The sequence below is a fragment of the Duganella alba genome (genome assembly GCF_009674495.1).
GTDB classification, from domain to species: domain Bacteria; phylum Pseudomonadota; class Gammaproteobacteria; order Burkholderiales; family Burkholderiaceae_D; genus Rugamonas; species Rugamonas alba.
In genome coordinates, this window is record NZ_WKJN01000019.1 from 79,965 (window position 1) to 105,158 (window position 25,194).

The window sequence follows — 25,194 nt, forward strand, 5'->3', positions numbered from 1 at the left end:
GTGCATCATGAAAAATGAATTATACTGAATGAATAATTCTTTAATTGAGAACGACATGGAACTTTCATCCCTGCGCATCTTTAAAACCGTCGCCGAGGAGGGCGGCGTGACGCAAGCCGCCGCGCGGCTCAACCGCGTGCAATCCAACGTGTCCGCGCGGCTGACCCAGCTGGAGGAGTCGCTGGGCGTCAGCCTGTTCCACCGCTCCGGCCGGCGCATGCTGATTACCGAGGAGGGCGCGCGTCTGCTGGCCTACACCGAACGCCTGCTGCAACTGGCGGACGAAGCGCAGGAAGCCATGCGCGGCGACCGCCAGCCATCCGGCCAGTTGCGTATCGGCTCGATGGAAACCACGGCGGCCGCGCGCCTGCCGCTGGTGCTGGGACAGTTTCACAGCCAGTATCCGCAGGTCGACCTGGTGCTCGATACCGGCCCCACCGATTACCTGGTGCAGGCGGTTCTGAACCATCGCGTGGACGTGGCGCTGGTGGCCGCGCCCATCGAGCGGCCCGAGCTGATGCAGCTGCCGGTGTTTGACGAGGAACTGGTGTTGCTGACCGACAGCCTGCACGGCCCGGTCAAGTCGCCGGCCGACGTGGCGCGGCGCACGCTGCTGGGTTTCAGAAGCGGCTGTTCGTACCGGCGCCGGCTGGAACGCTGGTTTGCGGAAGGCGGCGTGTCGCCGGCGCGGATTGCGGAATTCGGGACGTTCGAGGCGATTATCGGCTGCGTGGCGGCCGGTATGGGTGTGGCGATGATGCCAAGGGAAGTGTTGAAGCAGCGCGAACTGGCCAAATCCGTGCGCGTGCACGCACTGCCGGACGATGTCGCACGCGTCCAGACCATGCTGATCTGGCGGCGCGACATCGTCCAGCACGCCGCTCGCGATGCGTTCGCGGCGGCGTTTGGTCCAAAAACCGTTTAGCGGTTGGCTGGCGGTGCTGGTGGTGGTTCGGTGGTGGCTGGCGGCGTGGTGGCTGCCGGTGGCGCGTTTGGATCTGGCTGGGCGGCTGGCGTACCTTCAGTTGCTGGTGGAGTAGCTGGCGCTGGAGTTACTGCCGGCGCCGGCGTTGCTTCCGGCACTGGTGGCGGCACGTCCGCGTCTTTTTTCTTGCAACCGCTGATGAAGGCGGCGGTAATGATCAATGCACAAGCAAGCTTGCCGGTCAGATGAAGCTGTTTCATGGTAGTTCCTCCTGTTGGATGGCTTGATTTGTCATCTTAGCCACTCCTGAGACCGTGCCCTATAAGCGTGCTTGCATCAGCTTTGTAGGACAACTGCCCGTCTATGGCAAATGGCGGATTTTCAGCCGCTGAGCCAGCCGCTCCGGTAAAATTCCGCCACAGATCAAACCGGGGAGATTCCATGCGTCGTTATATCGCAGTCGCACTGCTGGCCTTTTTCGCGCTGGAAGCCAGCGCCAGTGAATCGGCCAGCGGCAGCTTTGCCGCCACTAAGAGCTGCGAGGCTTTTTCCTCCTTCGCCAAGCGCACCAATCCCGGCGACGTCAAGGTCAGCGCCGGTACATCCTACACCGTCCGCGAAATCAACAAGGTCGATTACGACTGGTTGCGCGTCGAGGTGCCCGGCGCGCAACCGTCGCTGCGCTGGGTGCAGCGTGAATGCGGCAAGCCGGAGCTGCAGGACCAGCAGGCCAACCGCCTGCCGGAAGGCGCCAGCGGCGCAGTGTGCTCGGCGCCGAACCAGCAGGACAGCTATGTGCTGGCCATCACCTGGCAGCCCGGCTTCTGCGAACACACCAAGTACAACGGCAAGAAGCCTGAATGCGACGCCATGAACAGCGGCGCGCTGGAAGCCAAGACTTTGAGCCTGCACGGCCTGTGGCCGAACAAGAAGGAATGCGGCACGCAGTATGGCAGTTGCAGCGGCCAGCCGTTCGCGTTGAGCAAGGACACCATCGAGAAAATTTCGCCGTGGATGCCCAACTTCTTCTATGAGCGCACCTTCGGCGCTTACGAGTGGAACAAGCATGGCAAATGCCAGTCGCTGCCTCCGGATGAATACTTCATCAAGGCCGTGTCGGCGGTGCGGGTGGTGAATGAGTCGGAAGTGGGCAAGATCGTGCTGGGAAATACCGGTAAGAGCATCCGCGTGAGCGACTTCTTCGACAAGATCAAGGCGCGCTACGGCGACAAGGTGGCCAACACCATCACCCTGGTCTGCACGCAGCATAAATACCTGCAGGAGATCCGGGTGTCGCTGGCGCTGGACTTCGCCACCGACCGCGAACTGCCGCAGCTGGTGGCGAACGCCAAGCCGGCGGGCAGTCGCGCTGTCGGCTGCGCCGACGAAATCTACGTCGAAGCAGCCGGCAAGGACTAGGCTTAGACCGCAGAATTACGCTGCGAAGCCGCCGTCGATCAGCAGGTCGGCGCCGGTGACGAAACCAGCTTCCGGACCGGCCAGGTAGGACACCATGGCCGCCACTTCTTCCGCTTTGCCGTGGCGTTTCAGGGCCATCAGACCATGCAGGCCGGTGGCGAAATCGCTTTCGGCCGGATTCATGTCGGTGTCGATCGGGCCAGGCGCGACGTTGTTGACCGTGATGTTACGGCTGCCGAAGTCGCGCGCCATGCCTTTGACCAGGCCGACCAGCGCCGATTTGCTCATCGCGTAAGCTGCGCCGCCTTCGAACGGCATGCGCTGCGCATTGGTGCTGCCGATGTTGATGATGCGGCCACCGTCGGTCATGTGTTTGGCGGCGGCTTGCGAGGCCACGAACACGGCGCGCACGTTGACGGCGATGGTGCGGTCGAAGTCTTCCAGCGAGAACTGGTCGGTTGGGCCCAGCAGCAGCACGCCGGCGCTGTTGACCAGGATGTCCAGGCGGCCGAAGCGTTCCGCCACGCTGTCGATGGCTTTGGTCAGGGCGACAGCATCGGATGCGTCGGCCTTGATGGCGACAGCTTCGCCGCCGGCGGCCTTGATTTCTTCCACCAGTGCTTCGGCGGCGATGGCCGACGCAGCGTAACCGACGGCGACTTTAGCGCCTTCGCTGGCCAGGCGGCGTGCCGTGGCGGCACCGATGCCGCGCGAACCGCCGTTGATGAAAGCGACTTTACCTGCAAGTTTGGTAGTGGTATTCGTGTTCATGATTTGTTTCCTTTCGGTTGGTTGATGAACACAGTATGGTCTTCGTCACTTGATCGCGGTAGTCATGAAATTATCTTTACAGTTTCAACCATTGGTATAAGATGAACGCATGTTTACTGAACTTAGCAGCTATCTCGACGCCTTTATCGCCTCCGCCGACGAGGGCAGTTTCTCCGCCGCCGCACGCCGCCTGGGGCTGACGCCGGCCGCCGTCAGCAAGAGCGTCAACCGGCTGGAACTGCGGCTGGGCGTGCGCCTGTTCCAGCGCAGCACCCGCAGCCTGGCCCTGACCACCGACGGCGAGCGCCTGTACGCGCAGGTGCGGCTGCCGTGGAGCGAGATCGGCGACGCGCTCACCGATTTGAGCCAGGGCGCCGGCAAACCGGCCGGCACACTGAAGGTGTCGCTGGCGCATACCGTGGGCCGCAATTACTTCGTGCCGCTGCTGGGCGAGTTTTCGCGCCGCTATCCGGACGTGGTGCCCGACCTGCACTTCGATAACCGGCAGGTGGATCTGATCGCCGAGGGCTTCGACGTTGCCATCGGCGGCGGCATCGAGCTGACCGACGCGCTGATCGCGCGCGAGCTGGCGCAGGTGCACATCGTTCTGGCGGCGTCGCCGGCCTATCTGAAAGCGCATCCGGCGCCGACGCAGCCGCAGGAACTGGCGCGTCATCGCGGCCTGCTGCGCCGTTCGCTGGCCACCGGCCGTCTGGTGGCGTGGACCCTGAAGACCGCCGCCGGACAGGAAGTGGTGGCCAGCGTGCGGCCGGTGGCGGTGATGGACGATCCGGAAGCCATCGCCCGTGCGGCGGCCGGCGGCATGGGCATCGCCATGCTGCCGCTGCCGCACGCCTTGCCGCTGCTGGCCAGCGGAGAACTGGTGCGGGTGCTGCCCGAGTGGTATGCCGAGACGCGGCCGCTGTCGATATACTATTCAAGCCGCAAGCTGGTGCCGGCCAAGGTGCGGGTGTTTGTCGATTTCATGATCGAGGAATTCCGCGCCGCCGGCCATGCGCAGCGGTTCAGCCAAAAATAGAGGAGACGTAGCGATGAAGTTGAAGTCAGCATTCCTGGCGCTGCTGCTGGCGGCCGGGCAGGCGTTGGCCGGCGTGGCGATCCAGCCGGACAACGCGCAATTGCAGTACACCGGCCGTATCGACTTTGCCAACCGCCTGCGGCCCATGCTGTCCTGGCCCGGCACCAGCATCGAAGGAAACTTCACCGGCGCCAGCCTGGCCGTCAAGCTGGACGACCAGCAAGGCAAGAACTTCTTCAACGTGTTCATCGACGGCGACCTGGCCAAGCCGGTGGTGATCGAGGCGGCGCAGGGCAGCAAGAGCTATCCCGTCGCCAGCGGCCTGGCGCCGGGCGCGCACCGCTTCCTCATCACCAAGCGCACCGAAGGCGAGGAGGGCGGCACCTTCTTTCAGGGCCTGGAACTGGCGGACGGCGGCGCATTGCTTGCGCCTCCGGCGCGCAAGCAGCGGCATATTGAATTCTTCGGCGACTCCATCACCAGCGGCATGGGCAACGAGTCGCCGGACGACGGACCCGATCATCTGCTGAAGGACAAGAACAACTTCATGTCCTACGCCTCGATCACGGCGCGCGCGCTGGATGCGGAAGCGCATATCACATCGCAGAGCGGCATCGGCGTGATGATCAGCTGGTTCCCGTTCACCATGCCGGACTTTTACGACCAGCTCAGTGCCGTCGGCAACAACGATACGCAATGGGACTTCAGCGCGTGGACGCCGGAGGTGGTGGTCATCAACCTGTTCCAGAACGACCGCTGGCTGATCGACCGCGAAAAGCGCCTGACGCCGATGCCGGATGACGCCCAGCGCATCCAGGCTTATCGCATCTTTGTGCAGAAGATCCGCGCGCTGTATCCGAATGCTTACATTGTTTGCGCGCTGGGCAGCATGGATGCGGTGCAGGAGGGTTCGAAATGGCCGGGCTATGTGCGCACGGCCGTGGATCAGATGCGCGATCTGGGCGACCGGCGCATCGACACCATCGTCTTCCCGTGGACCGGCTTTGGCGGCCATCCGCGCGTCAAGCAGCATCAGGCCAATGCGGCGCTGCTGACGGCGTTTATCCGCCAGAAGGCGGGCTGGTAAGGCGCGTCAGCGGTTCTGGCTGACGCCTGCCAGTTGCCGGCGCAGCGTGGCGGCCTGCGGTGCGCCGATGCCGGCCTCGAATTCGGCCTGCGCCGCGCTCCAGTAGACATGCGCTTCCTGATATTTGGCCTGGCCGGTGGCGGTCAGCGACAGCACCAGCTTGCGCGGCGAAGCGGGATCGGGCTGCTGTTGCAGATAGCCGTCGCGTGTCAGCGGCTGGATCGCGCGTACCAGGCTGGTACGGTCCATCACCATTTGCTCGGCCAGCGTCACCATGTCGACGCCCGGCTGGTGGTGGACGGCGGTGAGAATGCTGAACTGCGAGTTGGTCAGGCCGCTCGGCGCCAGGTGGCGGTCGTACATGGACGACACCGCGCGCGCCGCCTGGCGTAGCGCCAGGCTATTACAGAATGGTACGTTGAGATGGTCGCTCATGGTGTCCTCAGGCGGCGATGGCGTTGCCGTCGTGGCGGCGGATGTCGCCGATCAGGTCGGCCAGCGTGCGGTCGGCCAGGCGCGCTTCAAAGCCGGATTGGGCGTCGTCCAGCACCGCATGCATCGTGTGTTTGATCTGGCGGCTGATGACGCAGGCCGGCTGCACCGGATAACCGTGGATGGCGAAGGTGGCCGGTGCTTCGCTGGCGCGGTAGATGTCGAGCAGGGTGATCTCGGCCGGCGGACGCGCCAGCGTGCAGGCGCCGTGCTTGCCGCGCGTGGCGATGACAATGCCGGCCCTGGTCAGTTTGGCGATCGAGCGGCGTACGAAGGTCGCTTCCGCATGCACGCTGCCGGCCAGGATGGCCGAAGTGACGTATTCGCCGTAGCGGTCGCCGAGGACGGCGGCCACGTGGGCGGCGACGGTGAATTGTACGTTTTTCAATGACATGGCAAAGCTTCCAACATGATGCGTGCGCAGCCTCCAGTGTACCGCAGGCACACGGGAGGCGTGCGCTGATCCGCCGCAACGCTGTAACGCTGCGGCGGTCCGGTGGCGTCAGCGGCTGGCCAGCGTGGCGGGCTGGCTGGTGGCCGGCGCGTCCCAGCCGCCGCCCAGCGCGCGCACCAGTGCGACGGTGGTGATGGCGCGGTTCCCGCGCAACTGCACGGCGCTGCGTTCCACCGCCGCCAGGTTGCGCTGCGCATCCAGCAGTTCCAGGTAACTGGTGCGGCCGGCGTCGTACAGCTTGCGCGCCAGGTCGGCCGAGCGGCGCGCCGACACCACGGCGTCGTCGATCTGCGCGGTCTGGCCGGCCAGGATGCGCAGGCCGGCCAGATTGTCCTCCACCTCCGAGAACGCCACCAGCACGCTCTGGCGATAAGCCGCCACCGATTCTTCCAGCGCCGCTTCGCTGCGGGTGACGTTGGCGCGGTTGCGGCCGCCGTCGATCAATGGCGCCGACAGCAGGGCGCCGAGCAGCCACGAACGGCCTGTCATCTTGAACACGTCGGGGAAGGCGCCGGCCACGCCGCCGCCGGCCGCGCTCAGGTTCAGCGCCGGGAACATCGCCGCGCGCGCCACGCCGATGCGGGCGTTGGACGCTTCCATGGTGCGCTGGGCGGCGGCGATGTCGGGGCGGCGTTCCAGCAGCGTGGAGGGCAGGCCGGCCGGAATCGCCGGCATCAGCGCGCTGTCGAGCAGGGGACTGGCACCGGCCGTGAAGCTGGCTGCCGGCTTGCCCAGCAGGACCGCCAGCGCATGCTCGGTGGTGGCGCGCTGGCGTTGCAGGCCAATGGCGTCGGCGCGCGTGGTCGACAACTCGGTGCGTGCGCGCGACAGATCGAATTCGCCGATGTCGCCGAGGTCGAAGCGGCGCTGGTTGATCTGGACGTTTTCCTCGCGCGTTTGCACGGTACGCGCCAGCGTTTCCAGTTCAGCGTCGGTGGCGCGCAGGCGGAAATAGGTCTGCGCCACGTCGGCCTGCAAGGCCAGCAGCACCGAGCGGTAGTTGGCTTCCACCGTGGCGGCGTCGCCGCGTGCGGCGGCCACGTTGGACGACACGCGGCCGAACAGATCGACTTCGTAGCTGGCCGTCAGGTGCGCCGCGTAGGTGGTCTGCGGCGCCACCGGCGTGCCGGCCGGCAGCCCCAGTTCCGTCGGCGACGAGCGGCCGCGCTGCGCGCCGACCGCCACGCCGACTTGCGGCACGCGATCGGCTTCGGCGATGCCGGCAATGGCGCGCGCCTGCTTGACGCGGGCCGCCGCCACCGCCAGGTTGGCGTTGTTGCGGGTGGCTTCATCGATCAGCGCATTAAGCGCGCTGTCGTTGAAGGCCAGCCACCAGGCGCCGCGCGGCTGCGCTTCGGCGGCCTGCGCCTGCTTCCACTGGCTGCCGTCGGCGGCGGTCTGCACCGCCGCTTCCTTGTAGGCCACAGGGATGTCGATGACCGGCTGTTTGAATTCCGGCGCGGCGCAGGCGCTCAGCAGCAGTGCCGCCAGCAATGCGCTGACTGTGATGGTGGTCTTCATATCAATGCCCTTCCAGTTGTGGGACGGCGTCAGGGGACGTCGCTTTGTGCTTGTCCAGGTACTGCGCCAGTTTGCGCACCAGCACATAGAACACCGGCGTCAGGAACAGGCCGAAGAAGGTCACGCCCAGCATGCCGCCGAACACCGCCACGCCCATCGCATGGCGCATTTCCGAACCGGCGCCGTGCGAGAACACCAGCGGCAGCACGCCCATGATGAATGCGATCGACGTCATCAGGATAGGACGCAGGCGCAGGTGGCAGGCTTCCAGCGCGGCTTCCACCACGCTGCGGCCGTGGTGTTCCAGTTCGCGGGCAAACTCCACGATCAGGATGGCGTTCTTCGAGGCCAGGCCGACCAGCACGAACAGCGCGATCTGGGTGAAGATGTTGTTGTCGCCGGCGGTCAGCTTGACGCCCAGCAGCGCGCTCATGATCGACATCGGCACGATCAGAATCACGGCCAGCGGCAGCGTCCAGCTTTCGTACTGCGCTGCCAGCACCAGGAACACCAGCAGCACGCACAGCGGGAACACATAGATCATGGTGTTGCCGGCGATGGTGTCCTGGTAGGTCAGCTCGGTCCATTCGTAGCTCACGCCTTTCGGCAGCACTTCCCTGGCGAGCTTTTCCAGCGCGGCCTGGGCCTGGCCGGATGAGTAGCCCGGCGCCGGGCCGGCATTCAGGTCGGCCGCCACGTAGGCGTTGTAGCGCTGTACGCGGTCCGGGCCATAGCTGTCGGTGATACCCATCAGCGACGACAGCGGGATCATTTCACCCTTGTCGCTGCGGACCTTCATCTGGCCGACGTCTTCCACGCGCGAGCGGAACTGCGCGTCCGCCTGCACCCGCACCTGGTAGGTGCGGCCGAACTGGTTGAAGTCATTCACGTACAGCGAACCGAGATTGATCTGCAAGGTCTGGTAGATGGTTTCCAGCGGCACGCCCAGCTGCTTGGCGCGGTCACGGTCGATGTCGGCATACAGCTGCGGCACGTTGATCTGGTAGCCGGAGAACACGCCGGCCAGTTCCGGCGCGGCGCGGGCTTTTTCGACCAGCGCCTGCGTGGCCTTGTACAGCTCATCGTAACCGAGGTTGCCGCGATCCTCGACCATCATCTTGAAGCCGCCGATGGTGCCAAGACCGTTGACCGGCGGTGGCGGGAACACCATCACGAAGGCGTCCTGGATGGCGCCGGCGCGCTTGTTGATCTCTGCGGCGATGCCGGGCGCACTGACTTCCTTGGTGTTGCGCGTTTCCGGCGCCAGTTCGCCGACAAACACGATGCCGGAGTTCGGCGCGTTGGTCAGGTCATTGACGGACAGGCCCGGGAAGGCCACGGTGTTGCGCGCGCCCGGCACGCCGAGGGCGATGTCGGCGGTGCGGCGGATCACGGACTCGGTGCGGTTCAGCGAAGCGGCATCCGGCAGCTGGGCGAAGCCGACCAGGTAGCCCTTGTCCTGCGACGGGATGAAGCCGCCCGGCACGAGGCGGAACAGCAGGGCGGCAAGCGCCACCAGCACCAGGTAGAAACCGACCGACAGCGATTTGCGGCTTAATACAGCCTTGACGCCGCCTTCGTAGTTCTTCGAGCTGCGGCCGAAGAAGTTGTTAAACCAGTGGAAGAAGCGGCCGAACAGTTTGTCCATCACGCGGGTCAGGGCATCCTTTGGCGCATCGTGTGGACGCAGCAGGGCGGCGGCCAGCGCCGGCGCCAGCGTCAGCGAGCTGAATGCCGAAATCACGGTGGAGATGGCGATGGTCAGCGCGAACTGGCGGTAGAACTGGCCGGTCAGGCCGGAGACGAAGGCGATCGGCACGAACACGGCGCACAGCACCAGCGCGATGGCGATGATCGGACCGCTGACTTCCTTCATTGCCTGCACCGTGGCGGCGCGCGGCGACAGGCCGGCGGCGATATTGCGCTCGACGTTTTCCACCACCACGATGGCGTCATCGACCACGATGCCGATCGCCAGCACCAGGCCGAACAAAGTCAATGTGTTGATCGAGAAGCCGAAGCCCAGCATCACCGCGAACGTGCCCACCACCGACACCGGCACCGCCAGCAGCGGGATGATGGAAGCGCGCCAGGTTTGCAGGAACACGATCACCACCAGCACCACCAGCGCAATGGCTTCCAGCAGCGTGTGGATCACGGCCTTGATCGAATCGCGCACGAACATGGTCGGGTCATAGGCGACGCTGTATTCCACGCCTTTCGGGAAGTCCTTGCTCAGTTCCGCCATGCGGGCACGGACGTCGGCCGACAGTTGCAGGTCGTTGGAGCCGGGCGAGGCGAAGATGGCCAGCGCGGCGGCCGGCTTGTTGTCCAGCAGGGCGCGCAGCGCATACGAGCCGGAACCCATCTCGATGCGGGCGACGTCGCGCAGGCGGGTCAGGGCGCCGTCGGCGTTGGTGCGGACGATGATGTTGCCGAAGTCTTCCTCGGTTTTCAAACGGCCCTTGGTGTTGAGCGTCAGCTGGAAATCGGCGTTCTTGGTCGGAGAGCCACCAACCACACCGGCGGCGACCTGCACGTTCTGCTCGCGGATGGCGCTGGCGACGTCGCCGGCCGTCATATTGCGGGCGGCCAGCTTCTGCGGATCGATCCAGATGCGCATGGCGTAATCGCCCGAGCCGAGAATCTGCACATCGCCCATGCCGGGAATGCGCGCCAGCTGGTCCTTGACGTTGAGTACCGCGTAGTTGCGCAGGTAGAGTTCATCGTATGAGGAATCCGGCGACACCAGGTGCACCACCATGGTCAGGTTGGGCGAGGTCTTGACGGTGGTGACGCCGATCTGGCGTACTTCCTCCGGCAGGCGTGGCAGCGCGCGCTGCACGCGGTTCTGCACTTCGGTCTCGGCCTGCTGCACATTGGTGCCGATGGCGAAGGTGACGGTCAGCTTGAGCGCGCCGTCCGAGGTGCTTTGCGAGGACATGTAGATCATGTGCTCGACGCCGTTGATCTGTTCCTCCAGCGGCGCGGCCACGGTTTCGGCGATGACCTTGGGATTGGCGCCAGGGTACTGCGCGCTGACCACCACCGAAGGCGGCACCACGTTCGGATACTCGGAAATCGGCAGGCGGAAGATGGCGATCAAGCCGCCGACGAAGATGATGATGGACAGTACCGCCGCGAAGATCGGCTTGTCCACGAAGAAGCGCGAGAAGTTCATGATCAATGTCCTTTGCTGTCGGCTGCGGCGACCTTGGCGTCGGCTTGTTTGCCGTCCATGTCCACCAGTTGCGACGCCAGCGGCGCGCCCGGGTGCACGCGTTGCAGGCCGTTGACGACGATTTTTTCGCCGGCTTTCAGACCAGAGCGGACGATGCGCAGGCCGTCGGCGGTCTGGCCCAGCGCGACCTGGCGGTACTCGGCCTTGTTGTCCTTGTCGACCACGTAGACGAATTTGCGGCTCTGGTCCGTGCTCACCGCCTGGTCGTTGATCAGCACCGCGCTGTGCTGGCCGGCGCCGCCGGTTTCCACCTGCACGCGGGCGAACAGGCCGGGCGCCAGCAGGTTGTCGCCATTGGCGAAGACGGCGCGCATGCGCACCGCGCCGCTGCGCGAGTCCAGCTGGTTGTCGACGAATTCCAGCTGGCCTTCATGCGGGAAGCCGGTTTCGTTGGCCAGGCCGATGCGCACCTTGACCGGATGGCCGCTGTGGGCGTGGGCGCCGACGTTCAGGTAGGTCGATTCGTCGCCGTCGAAGCTGGCGTAGATCTTGTCGTCGGAGACCATGGAAGTCAGCACGGCGGTCTGGTCGACCAGGTTGCCGATGGTGATTTCCGCCTTGCCGACGCGGCCGTCGATCGGCGCCGTGACCTGGGTGTAGGACAGGTTCAGTTTCGCGGTTTCGTACTGGGCGGCGGCGGCGCGGGCGTTGGCGTCCAGCTCTTTCAGGCCGGAGGCGCGTTCGTCGTATTCGCGCTGGGCGATGGCTTTATCGGCCAGCAGTTTTTCGGCGCGGGCCAGTTCCAGGTGCGCCAGTTCTGCCTTGGCGCGGGCGGAGAGGGCGGCCGCTTCGGCGCGGTTGGCCTCCGCCTGGAACGGACGCGGGTCGATCACGAACAGCACCTGGCCCTTTTTGACCTTGCCGCCGGGCTGGATGTTGACTGCCGTGATGAAACCGCCGACGCGGGCGCGAATGTCGACCCGTTCGATGGATTCCAGGCGGCCGGAGAATTCCTGGGTCGGCGTCACGCTGCGCTCGACCACCACGGCGGCGGTGATCGGTGCGCCTTCGGCGGCGGGCGCCGCCTTGCTGTTGGCGTCACCGCAGCCGCTGAGAAGGGCGGCGGTCAGGCCGCCTGCCGCCAATGCCGCCGCCAAGGCGCGCAGCTTGTAGTCTGTGAAGGGCATAAGAGATCCTTTTATTTTAATGTGCATATGCACACTTTGAGGTAAAATTAAACCCCCTCAATAAAGAAGGGGCTGGCAAGTTAATTGTGATTGTAATCGTCTCAATTAAAAAGTCAACCAGAATTTTCCGGAGGGTATCGAACCAATCGAACGGGAGAGCCGGTTCTTGTGTCAACGCGGTAGACTGCATGTTTTGAACAACAGGAGGCGCGATGAGCCAGCAATGCCAGCACTTCAACCAGATCCGCACCCACCACGCCAACACCAATGGCTGCGAAGAGTGCCTGAAAACCGGCGACACCTGGGTCCATCTGCGCAAATGCCTGAGTTGCGGCCACGTCGGTTGCTGCGACCAGTCGAAGAACCGCCACGCCACCAAGCACTTCGAGCAAACCGGCCACGCCATGATGCAGTCGGCCCAGCCGGACGAGGAGTGGGGCTGGTGCTATATCGACCGCAAGATGTTCGACACCATCTGAGTCAGGCGTCGATCCAGCGCCAGGCGCAGGCCGCGCTGGCCAGGGCGGTGACGGCGCAGGCCAGCGCCGCCACGTGAAAGGCGTCCAGCAGCGCCGCGCCTTGCGCGCTCAGTACCGACGCCAGTAGCGCCGTGGTGAACAGACCGCCGGCGCGCGCCACTGCGCTATTAAAGCCGGAGGCGACGCCGCTATGGCCGGCATCCACCGACGACAGCACGGCCGTGGTCAACGGCGCCACCGCGACCGCCATGCCGATGGCGATCACCAGCATGGCCGGCAGCGTGGTGGTCCAGTAGCTGCCGCCGCCGATCCGCATCGACAGCATGAAACCGGCGGCGACGATAATCGGCCCGGCCGTCAACGGCAGTCGTGGTCCCAGCTTGCCGGCCAGCCGGCCCATGGTGGACGAGGCGAGCGCGATCACCACCGGCAGCGGCAGCAGGGCGGCGCCGGCCGCACTGGCCGAGTAGTGGTCGTATTCGATCAGCACGAAGGGCAGCACCAGCAGCAGCGCGCCCAGCGCGCCATACAGCAGGAAGGTCATCAGATTCAGGCCGCTGAAGCTGTGCGAGCGGAATAGCGACAGCGGCAGCATGGCGCTGTCGCCGGCGCGCTGTTCGACGCGCAGGAACAGCAGCATCAGCACAATGCCGGCGGCGATTGCCAGGCCGGATTGCCAGTGCAGGCCGGCGCCGCTGGTGGCCACCGTCAGGCCCCAGGTGAGTGCGCCCAGTCCGACGCTGGCCGTGGCGGCGCCTGAAATGTCCAGCGTGGCGCCGGCCGCCTGCTGCTCGTCGCGCAGGTAGCGCAGGGCGAGGAAGATCGCCGCTGCCGCCAGCGGCAGGTTGATGAAGAAAATCGCGCGCCAGCCGGTGACGTCGACCAGCCAGCCGCCCAGCAGGGGGCCGATGGCGCCGGCCGCCGCGCCCACCGCGGCCCAGATGCCGATGGCGCGGCCGCGCGCTTCACCTTCAAAGTGCGTGCCGAGGATGGCCAGGCTGTTGGGCATCAGCAGCGCGGCGCCCACGCCCTGCGCGATGCGTCCGGCGACCAGCAGACCGGCCGATGGCGCCAGCGCGCACAAGGCGGAGGCCAGCGCGAACAGACTCACGCCCAGCACCAGTATGCGTCGTCGGCCGAAGCGGTCTCCGGCCGCGCCGCCCAGCAGCAACAGGGCGCTCAGCGGCAGCAGGTAGCCGTTGATGATCCACGACAGCACGCCGCCGTCGGCATTCAGGCTGCGGCCGATGGCCGGCAGGCCGACGTTCACTACCGATCCGTCGATGAATGCCAGGCTGGAGGCCAGTATGGTGGTGGCCAGCACGATGCGCGGATGATCGGTTGCCGACGTGCTTGCAGTCGCGCCGGCCGGCAGGGTGGCGGCTGCGGCGGCTGCGATGGCGCGGTCGCAGCCCTGGTGCGGCGCGGCGCTCATGGTGCTCCGTGAACGGTGGCCGGGACGCTGCGGCCTTGTGCAGAATTCGTCATTTTTCGTGCTCCTGTCATGCAAGACGTGGGCGATTGGACGGGGTACATTATTGGGATACTAATCCAATTCAGGAAATCCATGCGCGCCTTGTCCTCGTTCCATCATCGCCGACTGGTGCTGCGCGGCGCCGCCGGCCTGGGATTGATCTCCGGCTGGAACGCCGCCACGGCTACCGCCAGCGCCGCCGCATCGTCCGGCAGCAGCGTTCCCGCCGCCGCCAAGGCCGTACCGCTGTCGGCGGTGCGGTTGCTGCCTTCCGTGTACCTGGATGCGGTGCAGGCCAACCAGGCCTATTTGTTGCGCCTGAGCGCCAACCGCTTCCTGCACAACTACCACCTCTTCGCCGGCCTGCCGGTCAAGGGGGCGATCTACGGCGGCTGGGAATCCGACACCATCGCCGGCGAAGGTCTGGGCCATTATCTGTCCGCGCTGTCGCTGATGTACGCGCAAACCGGCACGCCGGCGCTGAAGCCGCGCATCGACTACATCGTGGCGGAACTGGCGCGCGTGCAGCAGGCGCAGGGTGACGGCTACGCGGCCGGCTTCATGCGCAAGCGCAAGGACGGAACGGTGGTGGATGGCAAGGAGATCTTCCCCGAGATCATGCGCGGCGAGATCCGCTCGGCGGGTTTCGACCTGAATGGCTGCTGGGTGCCGCTGTATAACTGGCACAAGGTGTTCGCCGGCCTGTTCGACGCGCAGACCTATGCCGGCAACGACCAGGCGCTGCAAGTGGCGCTGGGCCTGGCCGGCTACATCGACAAGGTGTTCGCCGCGCTGAACGACGAGCAGGTGCAGCAGGTGCTGGCCTGCGAACATGGCGGCATCAACGAAAGCTTCGCCGAACTGTATGCGCGCACGCAGGACAAGCGCTGGCTGGCATTGGCGCAGCGCCTGTATCACACCAAGGTGCTGCTGCCGCTGACGCAGGGCCGTGACGAACTGGCCAACCTGCACTCCAACACGCAGATCCCCAAGCTGATCGGCCTGGCGCGCCTGCACGAACTGACCGGCCGCCAGAGCGACGCCAAAGCGGTGGACTTTTTCTGGAAGCGCGTCACGCAACACCACAGCTACGTCATCGGCGGCAACGGCGACCGCGAATACTTCTCGGCGCCGGACAGTATCGCCGCCCACATCACCGAGCAGACCTGCGAAGCCTGCTGCAGCTACAACATGCTGAAGATGACGCGCCACCTTTACAGCTGGGCGCCGGATGCTGCCTACTTCGACTACTACGAGCGCACCCACCTGAACCACATCCTGGCGCACCAGAATCCGCGTACAGGCATGTTCACGTACATGACGCCATTGATGTCCGGCGTGGCGCGCGAGTACTCCAGCGAAGAGAATGACTTCTGGTGCTGCGTATTGTCCGGCATGGAGAGTCACGCCAAGCATGGCGATTCGATCTACTGGGAGAATGGCGACACGCTGTTCGTCAACCTGTACATCCCGTCGACCGTGGACTGGAAAGCCGCAGCCGCCAGACTGGAACTGAATACACGCTATCCGTTTGAAGGCGACATCGATCTCAAGGTGCGCCGGCTGGCGGGACAGCGGTACTTCACCGTGGCGCTGCGCATCCCGGCCTGGGCGTCGCGGCACACGGTACTGGTCAACGGCAAGCCGCACGTGGCGACAAAGGACAAGGGCTATGTGCTGATACGCCGCCGCTGGAAGGCCGGCGACAGCGTGCGCCTGTCGCTGCCGCTGGATCTGCGGCTGGAAGCGGCAGCCGGCAACGACCACGTGGTGGCGCTGCTGCGCGGTCCGATGGTGCTGGCCGCCGACCTGGGCGCGGCCGACAAGCCGTTCGGCGGACTGGCGCCGGCGCTGGTGGGCGCCAACATCCTTGGCGCTTTTGCGGAAGCGGACAAGCGCCAGGCCGTGTATCGCAGCGTGGGCAGCGGCCGGCCGGGCGACATGAAGTTCACGCCATTCTTCTCGCAGTACGAACGGCGCGCGGCGGTCTACTTCAACGCTTACACGGAAGAGGAATGGGCGGCGTCGGAGGTGGCGTTCCGCAAGGAGGAGGCGCGGCTCAAGGATTTGTCGGACCGCTCGTTGGACGTGATGCACCTCGGGGAAATGCAGCCGGAACGCGACCACGACCTGCAATCGGATATTTCATACCCGGTGTCCTACCGTGGCCGCAACGGCCGCGATGCGCGCACCGGCGGCTACTTCAGCTTCCGCATGAAGTGCGCCAACGGGCCTCTGGTATTGCAGGCGAGCTATTGGGGCGAGGAGCGCAACCGCGATTTCTATATCAGCATCGATGGCGAACGCATCGCCCACGTCAAGCTGGATGGCAGCAACCCTGGCGTGTTCATAGACCAGGAATATGCAGTGCCGGAGCGCCTCACCACCGGCAAGGCCAGCGTGGTGGTGCGCTTCGATCCGGAACCGGGCCACACGGCCGGCCCCGTGTTCGGCGTGCGGCTGTTCACGCAACAGCGCGCCGTTACTTCTTCTTGATCGGCTGCGTTTTGGCGTCGTTGCGGGTCTTGTTGGCTTGCGCCAGCAGGGCGCCGCAATCGACCGAGTCGACCTTGCCGGGATTGATCAGCGGGATCACGGCCGCCAGCGGATTGACAATGCTGGCCAGCGCCACGGCGGCGCCGGCCTTCAGCGCCAACGGGCCTTTTTGCGGACCGATGTCCGGATTGGTGAAGGTGCCGCGCGCGTACAGCGGCGTGCGCAACGAGATGATGCGAACGCCCTTGGTTTGCGGGCGCACGTCCAGGTCCAGCGTTTCCTTGGCCAGGTCCACATTGCCGCTGACATTGATGACGGCTTCCTTTGTGTCGACCACGAAGCGGCGTGCATCCGCCTTGCCGTGTTCCACCACAAAGTCGCCGGCCAGGCAGTTCAGCTGCACCTGTTTGTCACCGAAGAGTTTGACGAACACCAGGTTGGCGACGTTCAGGCCGGCTGCTTCCAGAATGAATTTGCTGACCGAGCCTTCGCTGACGGTGGCGCCCAGTTCTCCGCTGGACGTGGCCAGCATGGTGGAGACGGAGTTGCCTTTGCCGGCCAGTGCGGCGTCTGCGCTGACCTCGCCGACGCTGGCCTGCATCGATTCCAGTTTCGGGAACAGCTGGTTGATCTTCAGGTGGCGCGCCGCCATGCGGATATCGGCGTCGATCACCTTCTGGCGGCCATCAAGCTTGATGTTGGAGGTGATGTCGCCGCCGGCCATGCCGAAGTTCAGCGGCGTCAGCGTCAGCACCTTGTTGTTCATCTTGATGTGCGCCTGAATATCGTTCAGCGGGATGTCGTGGGTGCGGATCAGTTTTTTGCCGGTGAAGGTGACGTCGGCGTCCAGCGCATCCCACTTGGCGGTGTTGAACTGGTCGACCGGCAGCGCTTTGTCGGCCGACTGGTTTTGCGGCTTGCCGCGCGTGGCCTTGCTGCTGTTGCTTTCGGCGCCGATGGTCGGGCCGAGGTCTTCCAGCCGCAACTGGCGCGAGGTGAGGGCGCCGGTCAGCAGGGGACGCGGGCTGCGCGGGCTGTAGGCCAGCGTGCCTTCCAGATCGCTGCCGCCGACGGTGCCGGTGAAGTTCTTGTAGGTCCAGTTCCAGATGGCGCCGGACTTCTTGCCGATCAAACGGCCGGTGGTTGCATACGGCGGCGTTTCAGGCAGCAGCACCCCGGTCAGCGGATACAGGTCTGCCATGCTGGCGCCGGCCAGCGACAGTTTCAGGTCCAGGCCCGCCGGCGCTCGCGGATCGGTCAGCATGCCTTCGACGGCGATTTTGTTCTTGCCCAGGTTGGCGTTGGCCTGCACCGGGAAGTTGGCGTGGACGTCGGTCAGCGCGAGCACCTTGCCGACTTTGCCGCCGCCGGTGACCGGGGCGTCGCGGTAGCTGCCGCTGAGATCAAACTTGATGCCGTACTTTTGCGCGTCGGCGCCTTCGTTGATGCCGCTGGCTTTGGCGCGCAGGTCCAGCTTGATGCCATCATCCAGGTAGCGCAGGTCGCCGTCACCCAGCGTCAGGCGCTGGATGTCGACTTCCCAGGTGGACGGGCCGTTGTCCTTGAAGGTCCAGGTGTTGCTGCCATCGGCGCGGCGCTGCGCGGCCACGGTGATCTTGTCGACTTCCAGGTCGGTGATGACCACTTCCTTGTGCAGCAGCGGCAGCGGGTGGATGGCGACCACGATGCTGCCGGCGCTGGCCAGTTGCGGGCCGGTGCTGGTCCACGCTGGATTGGCGATGTGGACGTCGTTGGCGCTGATGCGCGGGCGCGGCACGTAGCGGCGCCACCCCGGTTCGGCTTCATCACCTTGCTCCCATTTGACGCGCAGGTCGCCGTTGATGGCGAACTCGCGGCCGATGCTGTCGGAGACGCGGTGGTTGATCCAGGGGCGTGCGCGGTTCCAGTCGAAGGTCAGGATGAAGATGACGATTGCCACCAGCACCAGCAACAACGTGGCGAGCAGGCCTGCGAATATTTTTAGTGGGCGCGATTTTTTCATGGGAACCATGCTACGCCCGGTGCGGCCGGTGTTATGTGCGGTATGCCACGTTGAGGTTACACCGGCGGCCTGCCGACCAGGTAACCGTGCAGTATTTCGCGGTCTTCTTCCTCGCCCAGGGCGTAGTGGAATTTGCCGGCGACCTGGGTGGCGACCGGGGCGCCGTCGCGGAACAGCAGGCGGTTGCCGGCCAGGGCGGGCACTTTGTCGCCGGGGAGCAGGGTGCCGCACAGGTTGAGCGGATCGACGGCGGAAATGCAGACGTAGCTGCCGTCGTGTGGCCGGCGGCGCATATCGCGCAGCAGGGGGATGGCTTCCGGCAGCGCGAACTGTTCGCCCGAGAGGCCGGCCACGAAGCGGCCGCCGCGGATTTCGCCGCGCGCTTCGAGGCGGTGGTAGACGGGCAGCAGTTCGCGCCAGCTCGGCATCCAGCTGGCTTCGCGCTCCAGCAGCCGCCAGAACATCACGCCGTAGCGGCGCAGCAGCGTCATCGCGATATGCTCCAGCGTTTCCGGATCGGTGCGCGGCTTGCGGGCCGGCGGCGCGGAACGGATGGCAGGCAGCGCGGCGGCGGTGTCGGGGCGCGCCGCAGAGCGGATGAGGGCGGCCGGGCCGGCAGAAGCGGTGGCAGCTATAGCGACGGCATCGGCGTCAGTCCTTGCGGCGGGCGGCACGGCGGTTTCGACCGGGCGGACGGTGATGGTGACGCCGTCGCCGCGCCGGACCAATGCCCAGCGGCCGGCTTCTTCCATCGTCGGGCCGGCGCCACGGCGGCGGCGCTTGTCGTTGCTGGCGCGCTTGTTGGCCGGCACCAGCATGGCGCGCAGGCCGGCGTAGCTGTCGGCATTGACCAGGCCCGTGGCCACCAGCTCGCCCAGCGTATTCTCCAGCTCCACCGGCAGCAGACGCGCATCGTGCGACAGTTCATCGAAGAACATCGCCCCATCGCGCCGCAGTGCCTCCAGCACGCGCGCCGCGCGCGGCGACACTTCCACTTCGCCGGCCACCGCAGGCAGCGCATGCCACAGCGCCAGCTGGCGGCGCGGCAGCAGCACCAGCGGCGTGCTGCGCACCGGCCCACCGGCGGCGCTGGCCGGCGCACCCACGCGTGTCCAGACGATCTTGCCGGCCCTGCACAAGTCGTCCAGCCACAGCGACGAATAATCCTGCACGCGCACGGCCAGCAGCTCGCTTTCCCACGCGCCGGCGCCGGCTTCGTAGCCTTCCAGCTGCGCCAGCACTTCCGGCAGCGTATCCATGCCTTGCAGCTGCGCGTCCGGCGCCAGATGCTGCCATTCGAACAGGAAGCGCATGAAGTCCTGCCGCTCCACCGGCTCGATCTCGCGTCGCAGGCGTTTGATGGTGTAGCGGTGGATGCGTGCCAGCAGATGGCGTTCACACCATTCCTCGGCCATGACGCCAGGCGTGAAGCGGCCGCGCATGACGTAGCCTTCGCTTTCCAGTTGCGTCAACGCGATGGTGACCGTGGAGGCGGGCAGCGCCAGAGGGCCGGCAATCGCCGCCACCGTCTGCGGCCCGAAGCCGCTCATCCGCGCGCGCAGGATCTCCACCAGCGCCGCGTCGCGTGTCCATTCCTCCGCCGACGTGGCGGCGTCCACCGTGTCCAGCGCACGTGCATGCGGTATGGCCAGCGCCGGCGTGGCGACGGCTGCCGGGTAGGCCGCCTGCAAGCAGGCCAGCCGCTCCAGCGCCACCCACAGGTCGGCGCCACTGGCCGCGTCCTGCAAGCGCGTGGCGCGGCCGCCGGCGGCCAGGCCGTCCAGCCATGCCTGCCAGCCTTCCTTGCGCGCCGCCTCGTCTGGTGTGATGCAGGCCACCGACATCAGTGCCTCATGCATCTCATCGCTGTTGCGCACCGACGGCCATGCTTCCTCGGCGACAGCGGCAATCGCACCGACATCCAGCGCGCCCAGATCATCGGTGGAAGCCGGATCGGTCCAGCGGCGATTGATGACCGCCTGCGCGCGCCGCTCCTCCAGCGGCGCATCGTCGAGAAATGCATACGGCCGCGCATTCAGAATCTCCATCGCCAGCGGCGACGGCGCCGGCAGATCGCGCGACAGCAAGCGCACCTCGCCGGCCTCCATGCGCCGCAACAGCGCCAGCCAGCCCTCGCTGTCCATCGCATCGTGCAGGCAATCGTCCAGCGTCTGGTCCACCAGTGGATGGCTCGGCAGTTCACGTTCGCCGACGATATTCTCCAGGCACGCCGCCTGATCCGGGAATACCGCCGCCAGCAGATCATCGCTCTTCATCCGCTGCAACTGCGGCGCCACCTTGCGCCCGCCGCTAAAGCGCGGCAAGGCCAGCGACGTGGTCGCGTTCCAGCGCCACCGCACATTGAACAGCGGTGCATCCAGCAACGCCTGAATCAGAATATGTTCGGCCGTGTTGGAACGCAGATAGCGCCACACCTCATCCAGCGGAAAACTGTGGCTGTCCGACAGCGACAGCACAATCGCATCCTCAGTGGCCGCCGCCTGCAACTCAAAATTGAACGTCCGGCAGAAGCGCTTGCGTAGCGCCAGTCCCCATGCGCGGTTGATGCGGCTGCCGAAGGGCGTATGCACCACCAGCTGCATGCCGCCGGATTCGTCGAAGAAGCGCTCCATCACCAGCGTGTCGCGGGTCGGCAAGGCGCCCAGCGTCGCGCGTGAGCGCGCCATGTACTCGGCGATCTGGCGCGCGGCGTCGTCGCGCAGGCCCAGATGTTCGGCCAGCCAGTCCACCACGGCCTCAATCGCCGCCTCGCCGTTGGCCGCCGTCGCCAGCAGATGATCGATCTCGCTGCGCAGGCGGGCCACGCCGATCGACAGTTCGTCGGTGCGGCCCGGCGCCTCACCCAGCCAGAACGGAATATTCGGCGCCGCGCCATGCGCATCCTCCACCCGCACCTTGCCGGCCTCGATGCGCTGGATACGATACGAGGTATTCCCAAGCTGGAAAACGTCGCCGGCCAGGCTCTCGACCGCGAAATCCTCGTGCACGGTGCCGATGTTCTGGCCCTGCGGCTCCAGCAGCACCGTGTAATCGGCGTTGTCAGGAATCGTCCCGCCGGACATCACCGCCGTCATCTTGCCGCCGCGCCGTCCGCGCAGCGTGCCGCTGACGGTGTCGCGGTGCAGATACGAGCCGCGCACGCCCTGGCGGCTGGTGTAGCCGTCGGTGAGCATGTGCAGCACCTCGTCGTAACGCTGGTGCTCCAGGTGCGCATACGGCGACGCGCGCCGGATCAGCGCAAACAGCTCGTCCTCGCGCCACTCGCGGCAGGCCACTTCCGCCACGATCTGCTGCGCCAGCACGTCCAGCGGCGCCGGTGGAATGCGCAACGCATCGAGTTCGTTGCGGCGCACGCAGTCGAGCAGCGCCGCGCATTCGATCAGGTCATCGCGGGATGTTGGGAACAGCCGGCCCTTGGGCAGCCCGCCCACGTGGTGACCGGAGCGGCCGACGCGTTGCAGGAAAGCGGCAATGCTGCGCGGCGAGCCGATCTGGCACACCAGATCCACGTCGCCGATGTCGATGCCCAGCTCCAGCGAGGCGGTGGCGATCAGCACGCGCAGCTCGCCGCGCTTGAGGCGCTGCTCGGCGTCCAGCCGGTATTCCTTGGCCAGGCTGCCGTGGTGCGCCGCCACGTGTTCGGCGCCAAGGCGGTCCGCCAGATGGCGCGCCATGCGCTCGGCCATGCGCCGCGTGTTCACGAATACCAGCGTGGTGCGGTGCATGACGGTCAATTCGGCCAGACGGTCGTAGACGCGCTCCCACACGTCGTTGGGCATCACCGCTTCCAGCGGCACCGGCGGCAGTTCCAGATTCAGGTCGCGCGCCCGCACGTGGCCGACATCCACCACCGCGCAGGGACGGCCGGCGCCAGCGAGGAATTGCGCCACCACCGATATCGGCTTCTGCGTGGCCGACAGGCCGATACGCACCGGCGGCCGGCCGCACAGCGCGTCGAGCCGCTCCAGGCTCAGGGACAGGTGGCTGCCACGCTTGCTGCCCGCCACCGCATGGATCTCGTCGACGATCACCGTGCGCACGCCGGCCAGCATGGCGCGGCCGCTGTCCGATCCCAGCAGCACGTACAGCGATTCCGGCGTCGAGACCAGAATGTGCGGCGCGCGGCGGCGCATGGCGTTGCGTTCGGCCTGGGTGGTGTCGCCGGTGCGCACGGCGGTGCGGATGCCGTGCGGCGGCAGGCCCATGGCCTCCAGTTCGCCGGCGATGCCTTCCAGCGGCGCCAGGAGATTGACGCGGATGTCGTTGGACAGCGCCTTCAGCGGCGACACGTACAGCACCCGCGTCTCGTCCGGCAGCGGCGCATGGCGGCTCTCGCGCACCAGCGCGTCGATGGCGGCGAGGAAGGCGGTCAGGGTCTTGCCGGAACCGGTCGGCGCGGCGATCAGCGTGGCGCGGCCGGACTGGATCAGCGGCCAGGCCTGGCGCTGCGCCTCGGTCGCGCCGGGGAAGGCCGCACCGAACCACGCCGCGACGGCGGGATGAAACTGGTACAAGGCAGCGGCTTGCAGGGCTTCGGTCATGGGACTTATGTCAGGGCGGACGGGCCAAAATCAACCAGATAAATCATGCATGATAGTCTGCCATGCCGACGCGGAAGCTGTCGCGGTATTGGTTGGGCGTGATGCCGAAGCGCTGGGCAAACACCAGCCGCATGCGCGCGGCGCTGCCGAAGCCGCAGCGGTAGGCGATGGTTTTCAGGGCCAGTTCGCCGCCTTCCAGCAGGTTGCGCGCGGCGTCGACGCGGGCGCGCTGCACGAATTCGGCCGGCGTCACGCCCATCTCCTTGACGAACTGGCGCGCGAAGCTGCGCATGCTCATGCCGGCCACTTCGGCCAGCTGTTCCACCGATAGCGTTTGTGCAAGGTTGTCCATCACATGCTGCTGGATGATGGTCGACAGCGCATCCGGCGTGCTGGCCTCCGACAGGTAGGGACTGAACTGCGACTGGCCGCCCTGGCGCTGCGCCAGCACCAGCAGGCGCTTGGCGGCGGCCAGCGCCACCGCCTGGCCGTGGTCTTCCGCCACCAGCGCCAGAGCCAGATCGATGCCGGCCGTGACGCCGGCCGACGTCACCAGCCGGCCGTCACGCACATGGATGCGGTCATGCTCGACCCGCGCCAGCGGGAATTCGGCCGCCAGCTGGGCGGCGTCGCTCCAGTGGGTGGTGGCGCGCTTGCCGTCCAGCAGACCGGCGCGCCCCAGCAGGTAGGCGCCGGTGCAGATGGAGCCGTAGCGCGGCACGGCGTGCGCCACCTCGCGCAGCCAGGCCGACAGCTGCGGGTTGTCCTGCTCGTGCGCCAGCTGCGGACCGCCCGCCACCAGCACGATGTCGTAGTCCGTGCCTGCCTGGTCCAGCGTCAGGTCGGCGCCGAGCTGCTGGCCATTGGACGCGCGGATGGGCGAGGCCGTGGTGCCGATGGTGATCAGGCGATACTGCCGCGCCGGCGGCAGGAAGGCGTTGGCCTCGGCGAAAACGTCCATCGGCCCGGAGACGTCCAGCGACTGCACGCCGGGGAAGAGGACGAGCGCCAGGGTTTTCACGATGGGCGTCCCATGGCTGGTGCAGGCGCGGCGGGGAAGTAGCTGCCTTTGGCCAGCAGGCGCAGCGAACCCCAGGCCACGTACAGCACCAGCATCAACGTGGCGGCGAAGACCGCGCCGGCGATGGCTTCCAGCATCGGGCTATGCTGGCGGCCGGCCATCAGCATCAGGCCCTGGCCCAGCGTGGCGAGACCGAAGGTGTAGGCCCAGTAGCCGGGAGCGAAGGCCTGCTGTGCGAGCCATGGCATGGCCAGCGCCAGTCCGGCGAAGACGAACAGCGCGTAGCCGGCCAGTGCGTAAGTGATGGCGGCGTTGACGTCGGCGCCGGCCAGGATCTGGTAGGCCACCAGCGCCACCACCGGCGGCGCGCTGTAGATGCCCATGAAGTTGCGGGTCTTGTCGGCCAGGCCGCCGGTCATCAGCTGGTGGGTGATGGTGGAGTCGAGGATCAGCCATGAGATGCCGCCGGCGCCGAACAGCATCCAGCCGTAGTCGGTGTAGCCGAAGATGCCGGCGGCGAGGGCGTTCACCAGCACGCTGGCGGTATAGGGCAGGTACAGCGGCGGCACGATCTGCGCCGCCTCGCGCTGGCTGCTCCAGTGCGCGGCGAGACGCCATGCGCCGTAGGCCACGTTGGCGGCGGAGCCGATCCAGAACAGCGGCGTGGCGGCCGACAGGGTGTAGGGCTGCAAGGCCAGCGCCACCAGGATCAGCGATTCCGGTATCAGCGCCAGGAAGGCCGACTGCACCGGGTCGCGCGTTTCGGCGACGGCGGCGGCGCGGTGCGCCAGCCATTTGTGGATGAACAGCGCGCCGAACGCCAGGAACGACAGTACGGCGAGCGCCTGCAGCACTTCGCCGGCCAGCGGCGGCAGCGCCCACAGGTGATGGGCAAAGCGCCAGGCGTTGCCGGTTTCGGCCAGTCCCAAGGTCAAGGCGAAGAATGAAGCGGGAAGCAGTTTGGTTTTCATGATATTTGGCAGTAAGTGATCGATGAGTCGATTTTAGGCGCTTGTTCTTGCGGCATAAATCGAACAAATGGATCGAATCCTGCCAATGTAGCACCGATTTCCGCCCCGGCGAG

18 protein-coding genes are annotated in these 25,194 nt (G+C 66.2%); 6 read left to right on the forward strand and 12 right to left on the reverse strand.

Features of this window, described 5'->3' with window-relative positions; translation table 11 throughout:
• The first annotated feature begins 55 nt into the window (after positions 1–55).
• The gene (locus GJ695_RS18695; protein ID WP_154367342.1) at positions 56–925 is read left to right on the forward strand and encodes a LysR family transcriptional regulator; all 870 of its coding nucleotides are present in this window, start codon (positions 56–58) and stop codon (positions 923–925) included.
• Here GJ695_RS18695 and GJ695_RS18700 read toward each other — a convergent pair.
• A complete protein-coding gene (locus GJ695_RS18700; RefSeq protein ID WP_154367344.1) occupies positions 922–1,185 on the reverse strand; it encodes a hypothetical protein in 264 nt (87 codons plus the stop codon). The genes GJ695_RS18695 and GJ695_RS18700 overlap by 4 nt on opposite strands.
• A gap of 181 nt (positions 1,186–1,366) precedes the next feature.
• Between GJ695_RS18700 and GJ695_RS18705 the strand changes: the two genes are divergently transcribed.
• Positions 1,367–2,344 (forward strand): ribonuclease T2 family protein, encoded by a 978-nt coding sequence (locus tag GJ695_RS18705; RefSeq protein ID WP_154367346.1) that lies wholly within the window; start codon positions 1,367–1,369, stop codon positions 2,342–2,344.
• Positions 2,345–2,359: 15 nt separating this feature from the next.
• Here GJ695_RS18705 and GJ695_RS18710 read toward each other — a convergent pair whose 3' ends face one another.
• Positions 2,360–3,115 carry an SDR family oxidoreductase gene (locus tag GJ695_RS18710; protein ID WP_154367348.1) on the reverse strand — a complete coding sequence of 252 codons (756 nt, stop codon included), beginning with the start codon at positions 3,113–3,115 and terminating at the stop codon, positions 2,360–2,362.
• A 109-nt stretch (positions 3,116–3,224) separates the two neighbouring features.
• Here GJ695_RS18710 and GJ695_RS18715 point away from each other — a divergent pair, with 109 nt between their 5' ends.
• Together GJ695_RS18715 and GJ695_RS18720 are read left to right on the forward strand one after the other, a co-directional pair.
• The gene (locus tag GJ695_RS18715) at positions 3,225–4,154 is read left to right on the forward strand and encodes a LysR family transcriptional regulator (RefSeq protein ID WP_154367350.1); all 930 of its coding nucleotides are present in this window, start codon (positions 3,225–3,227) and stop codon (positions 4,152–4,154) included.
• Positions 4,155–4,167: 13 nt separating this feature from the next.
• A complete protein-coding gene (locus GJ695_RS18720) occupies positions 4,168–5,241 on the forward strand; it encodes an SGNH/GDSL hydrolase family protein (RefSeq protein WP_154367351.1) in 1,074 nt (357 codons plus the stop codon).
• 6 nt (positions 5,242–5,247) lie between these two features.
• Here GJ695_RS18720 and GJ695_RS18725 read toward each other — a convergent pair whose 3' ends face one another.
• The 5 genes from GJ695_RS18725 to GJ695_RS18745 form a co-directional block, all read right to left on the reverse strand.
• Positions 5,248–5,676 (reverse strand): MarR family winged helix-turn-helix transcriptional regulator, encoded by a 429-nt coding sequence (locus tag GJ695_RS18725; RefSeq protein ID WP_154367353.1) that lies wholly within the window; start codon positions 5,674–5,676, stop codon positions 5,248–5,250.
• A gap of 7 nt (positions 5,677–5,683) precedes the next feature.
• A complete protein-coding gene (locus GJ695_RS18730) occupies positions 5,684–6,127 on the reverse strand; it encodes an Rrf2 family transcriptional regulator (RefSeq protein WP_154367355.1) in 444 nt (147 codons plus the stop codon).
• 108 nt (positions 6,128–6,235) lie between these two features.
• A complete protein-coding gene (locus tag GJ695_RS18735) occupies positions 6,236–7,708 on the reverse strand; it encodes an efflux transporter outer membrane subunit (protein ID WP_154367357.1) in 1,473 nt (490 codons plus the stop codon).
• Between the two features lies 1 nt (position 7,709).
• Positions 7,710–10,889: an efflux RND transporter permease subunit gene (locus GJ695_RS18740; RefSeq protein WP_154367359.1), complete on the reverse strand. Its 3,180-nt coding sequence runs from the start codon at positions 10,887–10,889 to the stop codon at positions 7,710–7,712.
• A gap of 2 nt (positions 10,890–10,891) precedes the next feature.
• Entirely contained in the window at positions 10,892–12,076 is a 1,185-nt protein-coding gene (locus GJ695_RS18745) for an efflux RND transporter periplasmic adaptor subunit (protein WP_154367361.1), read from the reverse strand.
• Between the two features lie 212 nt (positions 12,077–12,288).
• Here GJ695_RS18745 and GJ695_RS18750 point away from each other — a divergent pair, with 212 nt between their 5' ends.
• Positions 12,289–12,555: a UBP-type zinc finger domain-containing protein gene (locus tag GJ695_RS18750; RefSeq protein WP_154367363.1), complete on the forward strand. Its 267-nt coding sequence runs from the start codon at positions 12,289–12,291 to the stop codon at positions 12,553–12,555.
• A gap of 1 nt (position 12,556) precedes the next feature.
• Here GJ695_RS18750 and GJ695_RS18755 read toward each other — a convergent pair whose 3' ends face one another.
• Positions 12,557–13,990 carry an MFS transporter gene (locus GJ695_RS18755; protein WP_154367365.1) on the reverse strand — a complete coding sequence of 478 codons (1,434 nt, stop codon included), beginning with the start codon at positions 13,988–13,990 and terminating at the stop codon, positions 12,557–12,559.
• Positions 13,991–14,122: 132 nt separating this feature from the next.
• Between GJ695_RS18755 and GJ695_RS18760 the strand changes: the two genes are divergently transcribed.
• Positions 14,123–16,525, forward strand: coding sequence for a glycoside hydrolase family 127 protein (locus GJ695_RS18760; RefSeq protein ID WP_154367366.1), 2,403 nt, complete (start codon positions 14,123–14,125; stop codon positions 16,523–16,525).
• Here GJ695_RS18760 and GJ695_RS18765 read toward each other — a convergent pair.
• From GJ695_RS18765 to GJ695_RS18780, 4 genes are read right to left on the reverse strand one after another with little or no spacing between them, the layout of a single operon-like run.
• Positions 16,512–18,527: an AsmA family protein gene (locus tag GJ695_RS18765; protein WP_154367369.1), complete on the reverse strand. Its 2,016-nt coding sequence runs from the start codon at positions 18,525–18,527 to the stop codon at positions 16,512–16,514. The genes GJ695_RS18760 and GJ695_RS18765 overlap by 14 nt on opposite strands.
• A gap of 56 nt (positions 18,528–18,583) precedes the next feature.
• The gene (locus tag GJ695_RS18770) at positions 18,584–23,089 is read right to left on the reverse strand and encodes a DEAD/DEAH box helicase (RefSeq protein WP_154367371.1); all 4,506 of its coding nucleotides are present in this window, start codon (positions 23,087–23,089) and stop codon (positions 18,584–18,586) included.
• 43 nt (positions 23,090–23,132) lie between these two features.
• A complete protein-coding gene (locus tag GJ695_RS18775; RefSeq protein WP_166455140.1) occupies positions 23,133–24,110 on the reverse strand; it encodes a GlxA family transcriptional regulator in 978 nt (325 codons plus the stop codon).
• The gene (locus GJ695_RS18780) at positions 24,107–25,081 is read right to left on the reverse strand and encodes an SLAC1 family transporter (protein WP_154367373.1); all 975 of its coding nucleotides are present in this window, start codon (positions 25,079–25,081) and stop codon (positions 24,107–24,109) included. Before GJ695_RS18780 ends, GJ695_RS18775 begins: the two co-directional genes overlap by 4 nt.
• Positions 25,082–25,194 lie beyond the last annotated feature (113 nt).

Excerpts from the sequence above, each read along its gene's own strand:
- GJ695_RS18695 (WP_154367342.1), top strand. The coding sequence starts at position 56 with ATGGAACTTTCATCCCTGCGCATCTTTAAAACCGTCGCCGAGGAGGGC.
- GJ695_RS18700 (WP_154367344.1), bottom strand. The coding sequence starts at position 1,185 with ATGAAACAGCTTCATCTGACCGGCAAGCTTGCTTGTGCATTGATCATT.
- GJ695_RS18705 (WP_154367346.1), top strand. The coding sequence starts at position 1,367 with ATGCGTCGTTATATCGCAGTCGCACTGCTGGCCTTTTTCGCGCTGGAA.
- GJ695_RS18710 (WP_154367348.1), bottom strand. The coding sequence starts at position 3,115 with ATGAACACGAATACCACTACCAAACTTGCAGGTAAAGTCGCTTTCATC.
- GJ695_RS18715 (WP_154367350.1), top strand. The coding sequence starts at position 3,225 with ATGTTTACTGAACTTAGCAGCTATCTCGACGCCTTTATCGCCTCCGCC.
- GJ695_RS18720 (WP_154367351.1), top strand. The coding sequence starts at position 4,168 with ATGAAGTTGAAGTCAGCATTCCTGGCGCTGCTGCTGGCGGCCGGGCAG.
- GJ695_RS18725 (WP_154367353.1), bottom strand. The coding sequence starts at position 5,676 with ATGAGCGACCATCTCAACGTACCATTCTGTAATAGCCTGGCGCTACGC.
- GJ695_RS18730 (WP_154367355.1), bottom strand. The coding sequence starts at position 6,127 with ATGTCATTGAAAAACGTACAATTCACCGTCGCCGCCCACGTGGCCGCC.
- GJ695_RS18735 (WP_154367357.1), bottom strand. The coding sequence starts at position 7,708 with ATGAAGACCACCATCACAGTCAGCGCATTGCTGGCGGCACTGCTGCTG.
- GJ695_RS18740 (WP_154367359.1), bottom strand. The coding sequence starts at position 10,889 with ATGAACTTCTCGCGCTTCTTCGTGGACAAGCCGATCTTCGCGGCGGTA.
- GJ695_RS18745 (WP_154367361.1), bottom strand. The coding sequence starts at position 12,076 with ATGCCCTTCACAGACTACAAGCTGCGCGCCTTGGCGGCGGCATTGGCG.
- GJ695_RS18750 (WP_154367363.1), top strand. The coding sequence starts at position 12,289 with ATGAGCCAGCAATGCCAGCACTTCAACCAGATCCGCACCCACCACGCC.
- GJ695_RS18755 (WP_154367365.1), bottom strand. The coding sequence starts at position 13,990 with ATGAGCGCCGCGCCGCACCAGGGCTGCGACCGCGCCATCGCAGCCGCC.
- GJ695_RS18760 (WP_154367366.1), top strand. The coding sequence starts at position 14,123 with ATGCGCGCCTTGTCCTCGTTCCATCATCGCCGACTGGTGCTGCGCGGC.
- GJ695_RS18765 (WP_154367369.1), bottom strand. The coding sequence starts at position 18,527 with ATGAAAAAATCGCGCCCACTAAAAATATTCGCAGGCCTGCTCGCCACG.
- GJ695_RS18770 (WP_154367371.1), bottom strand. The coding sequence starts at position 23,089 with ATGACCGAAGCCCTGCAAGCCGCTGCCTTGTACCAGTTTCATCCCGCC.
- GJ695_RS18780 (WP_154367373.1), bottom strand. The coding sequence starts at position 25,081 with ATGAAAACCAAACTGCTTCCCGCTTCATTCTTCGCCTTGACCTTGGGA.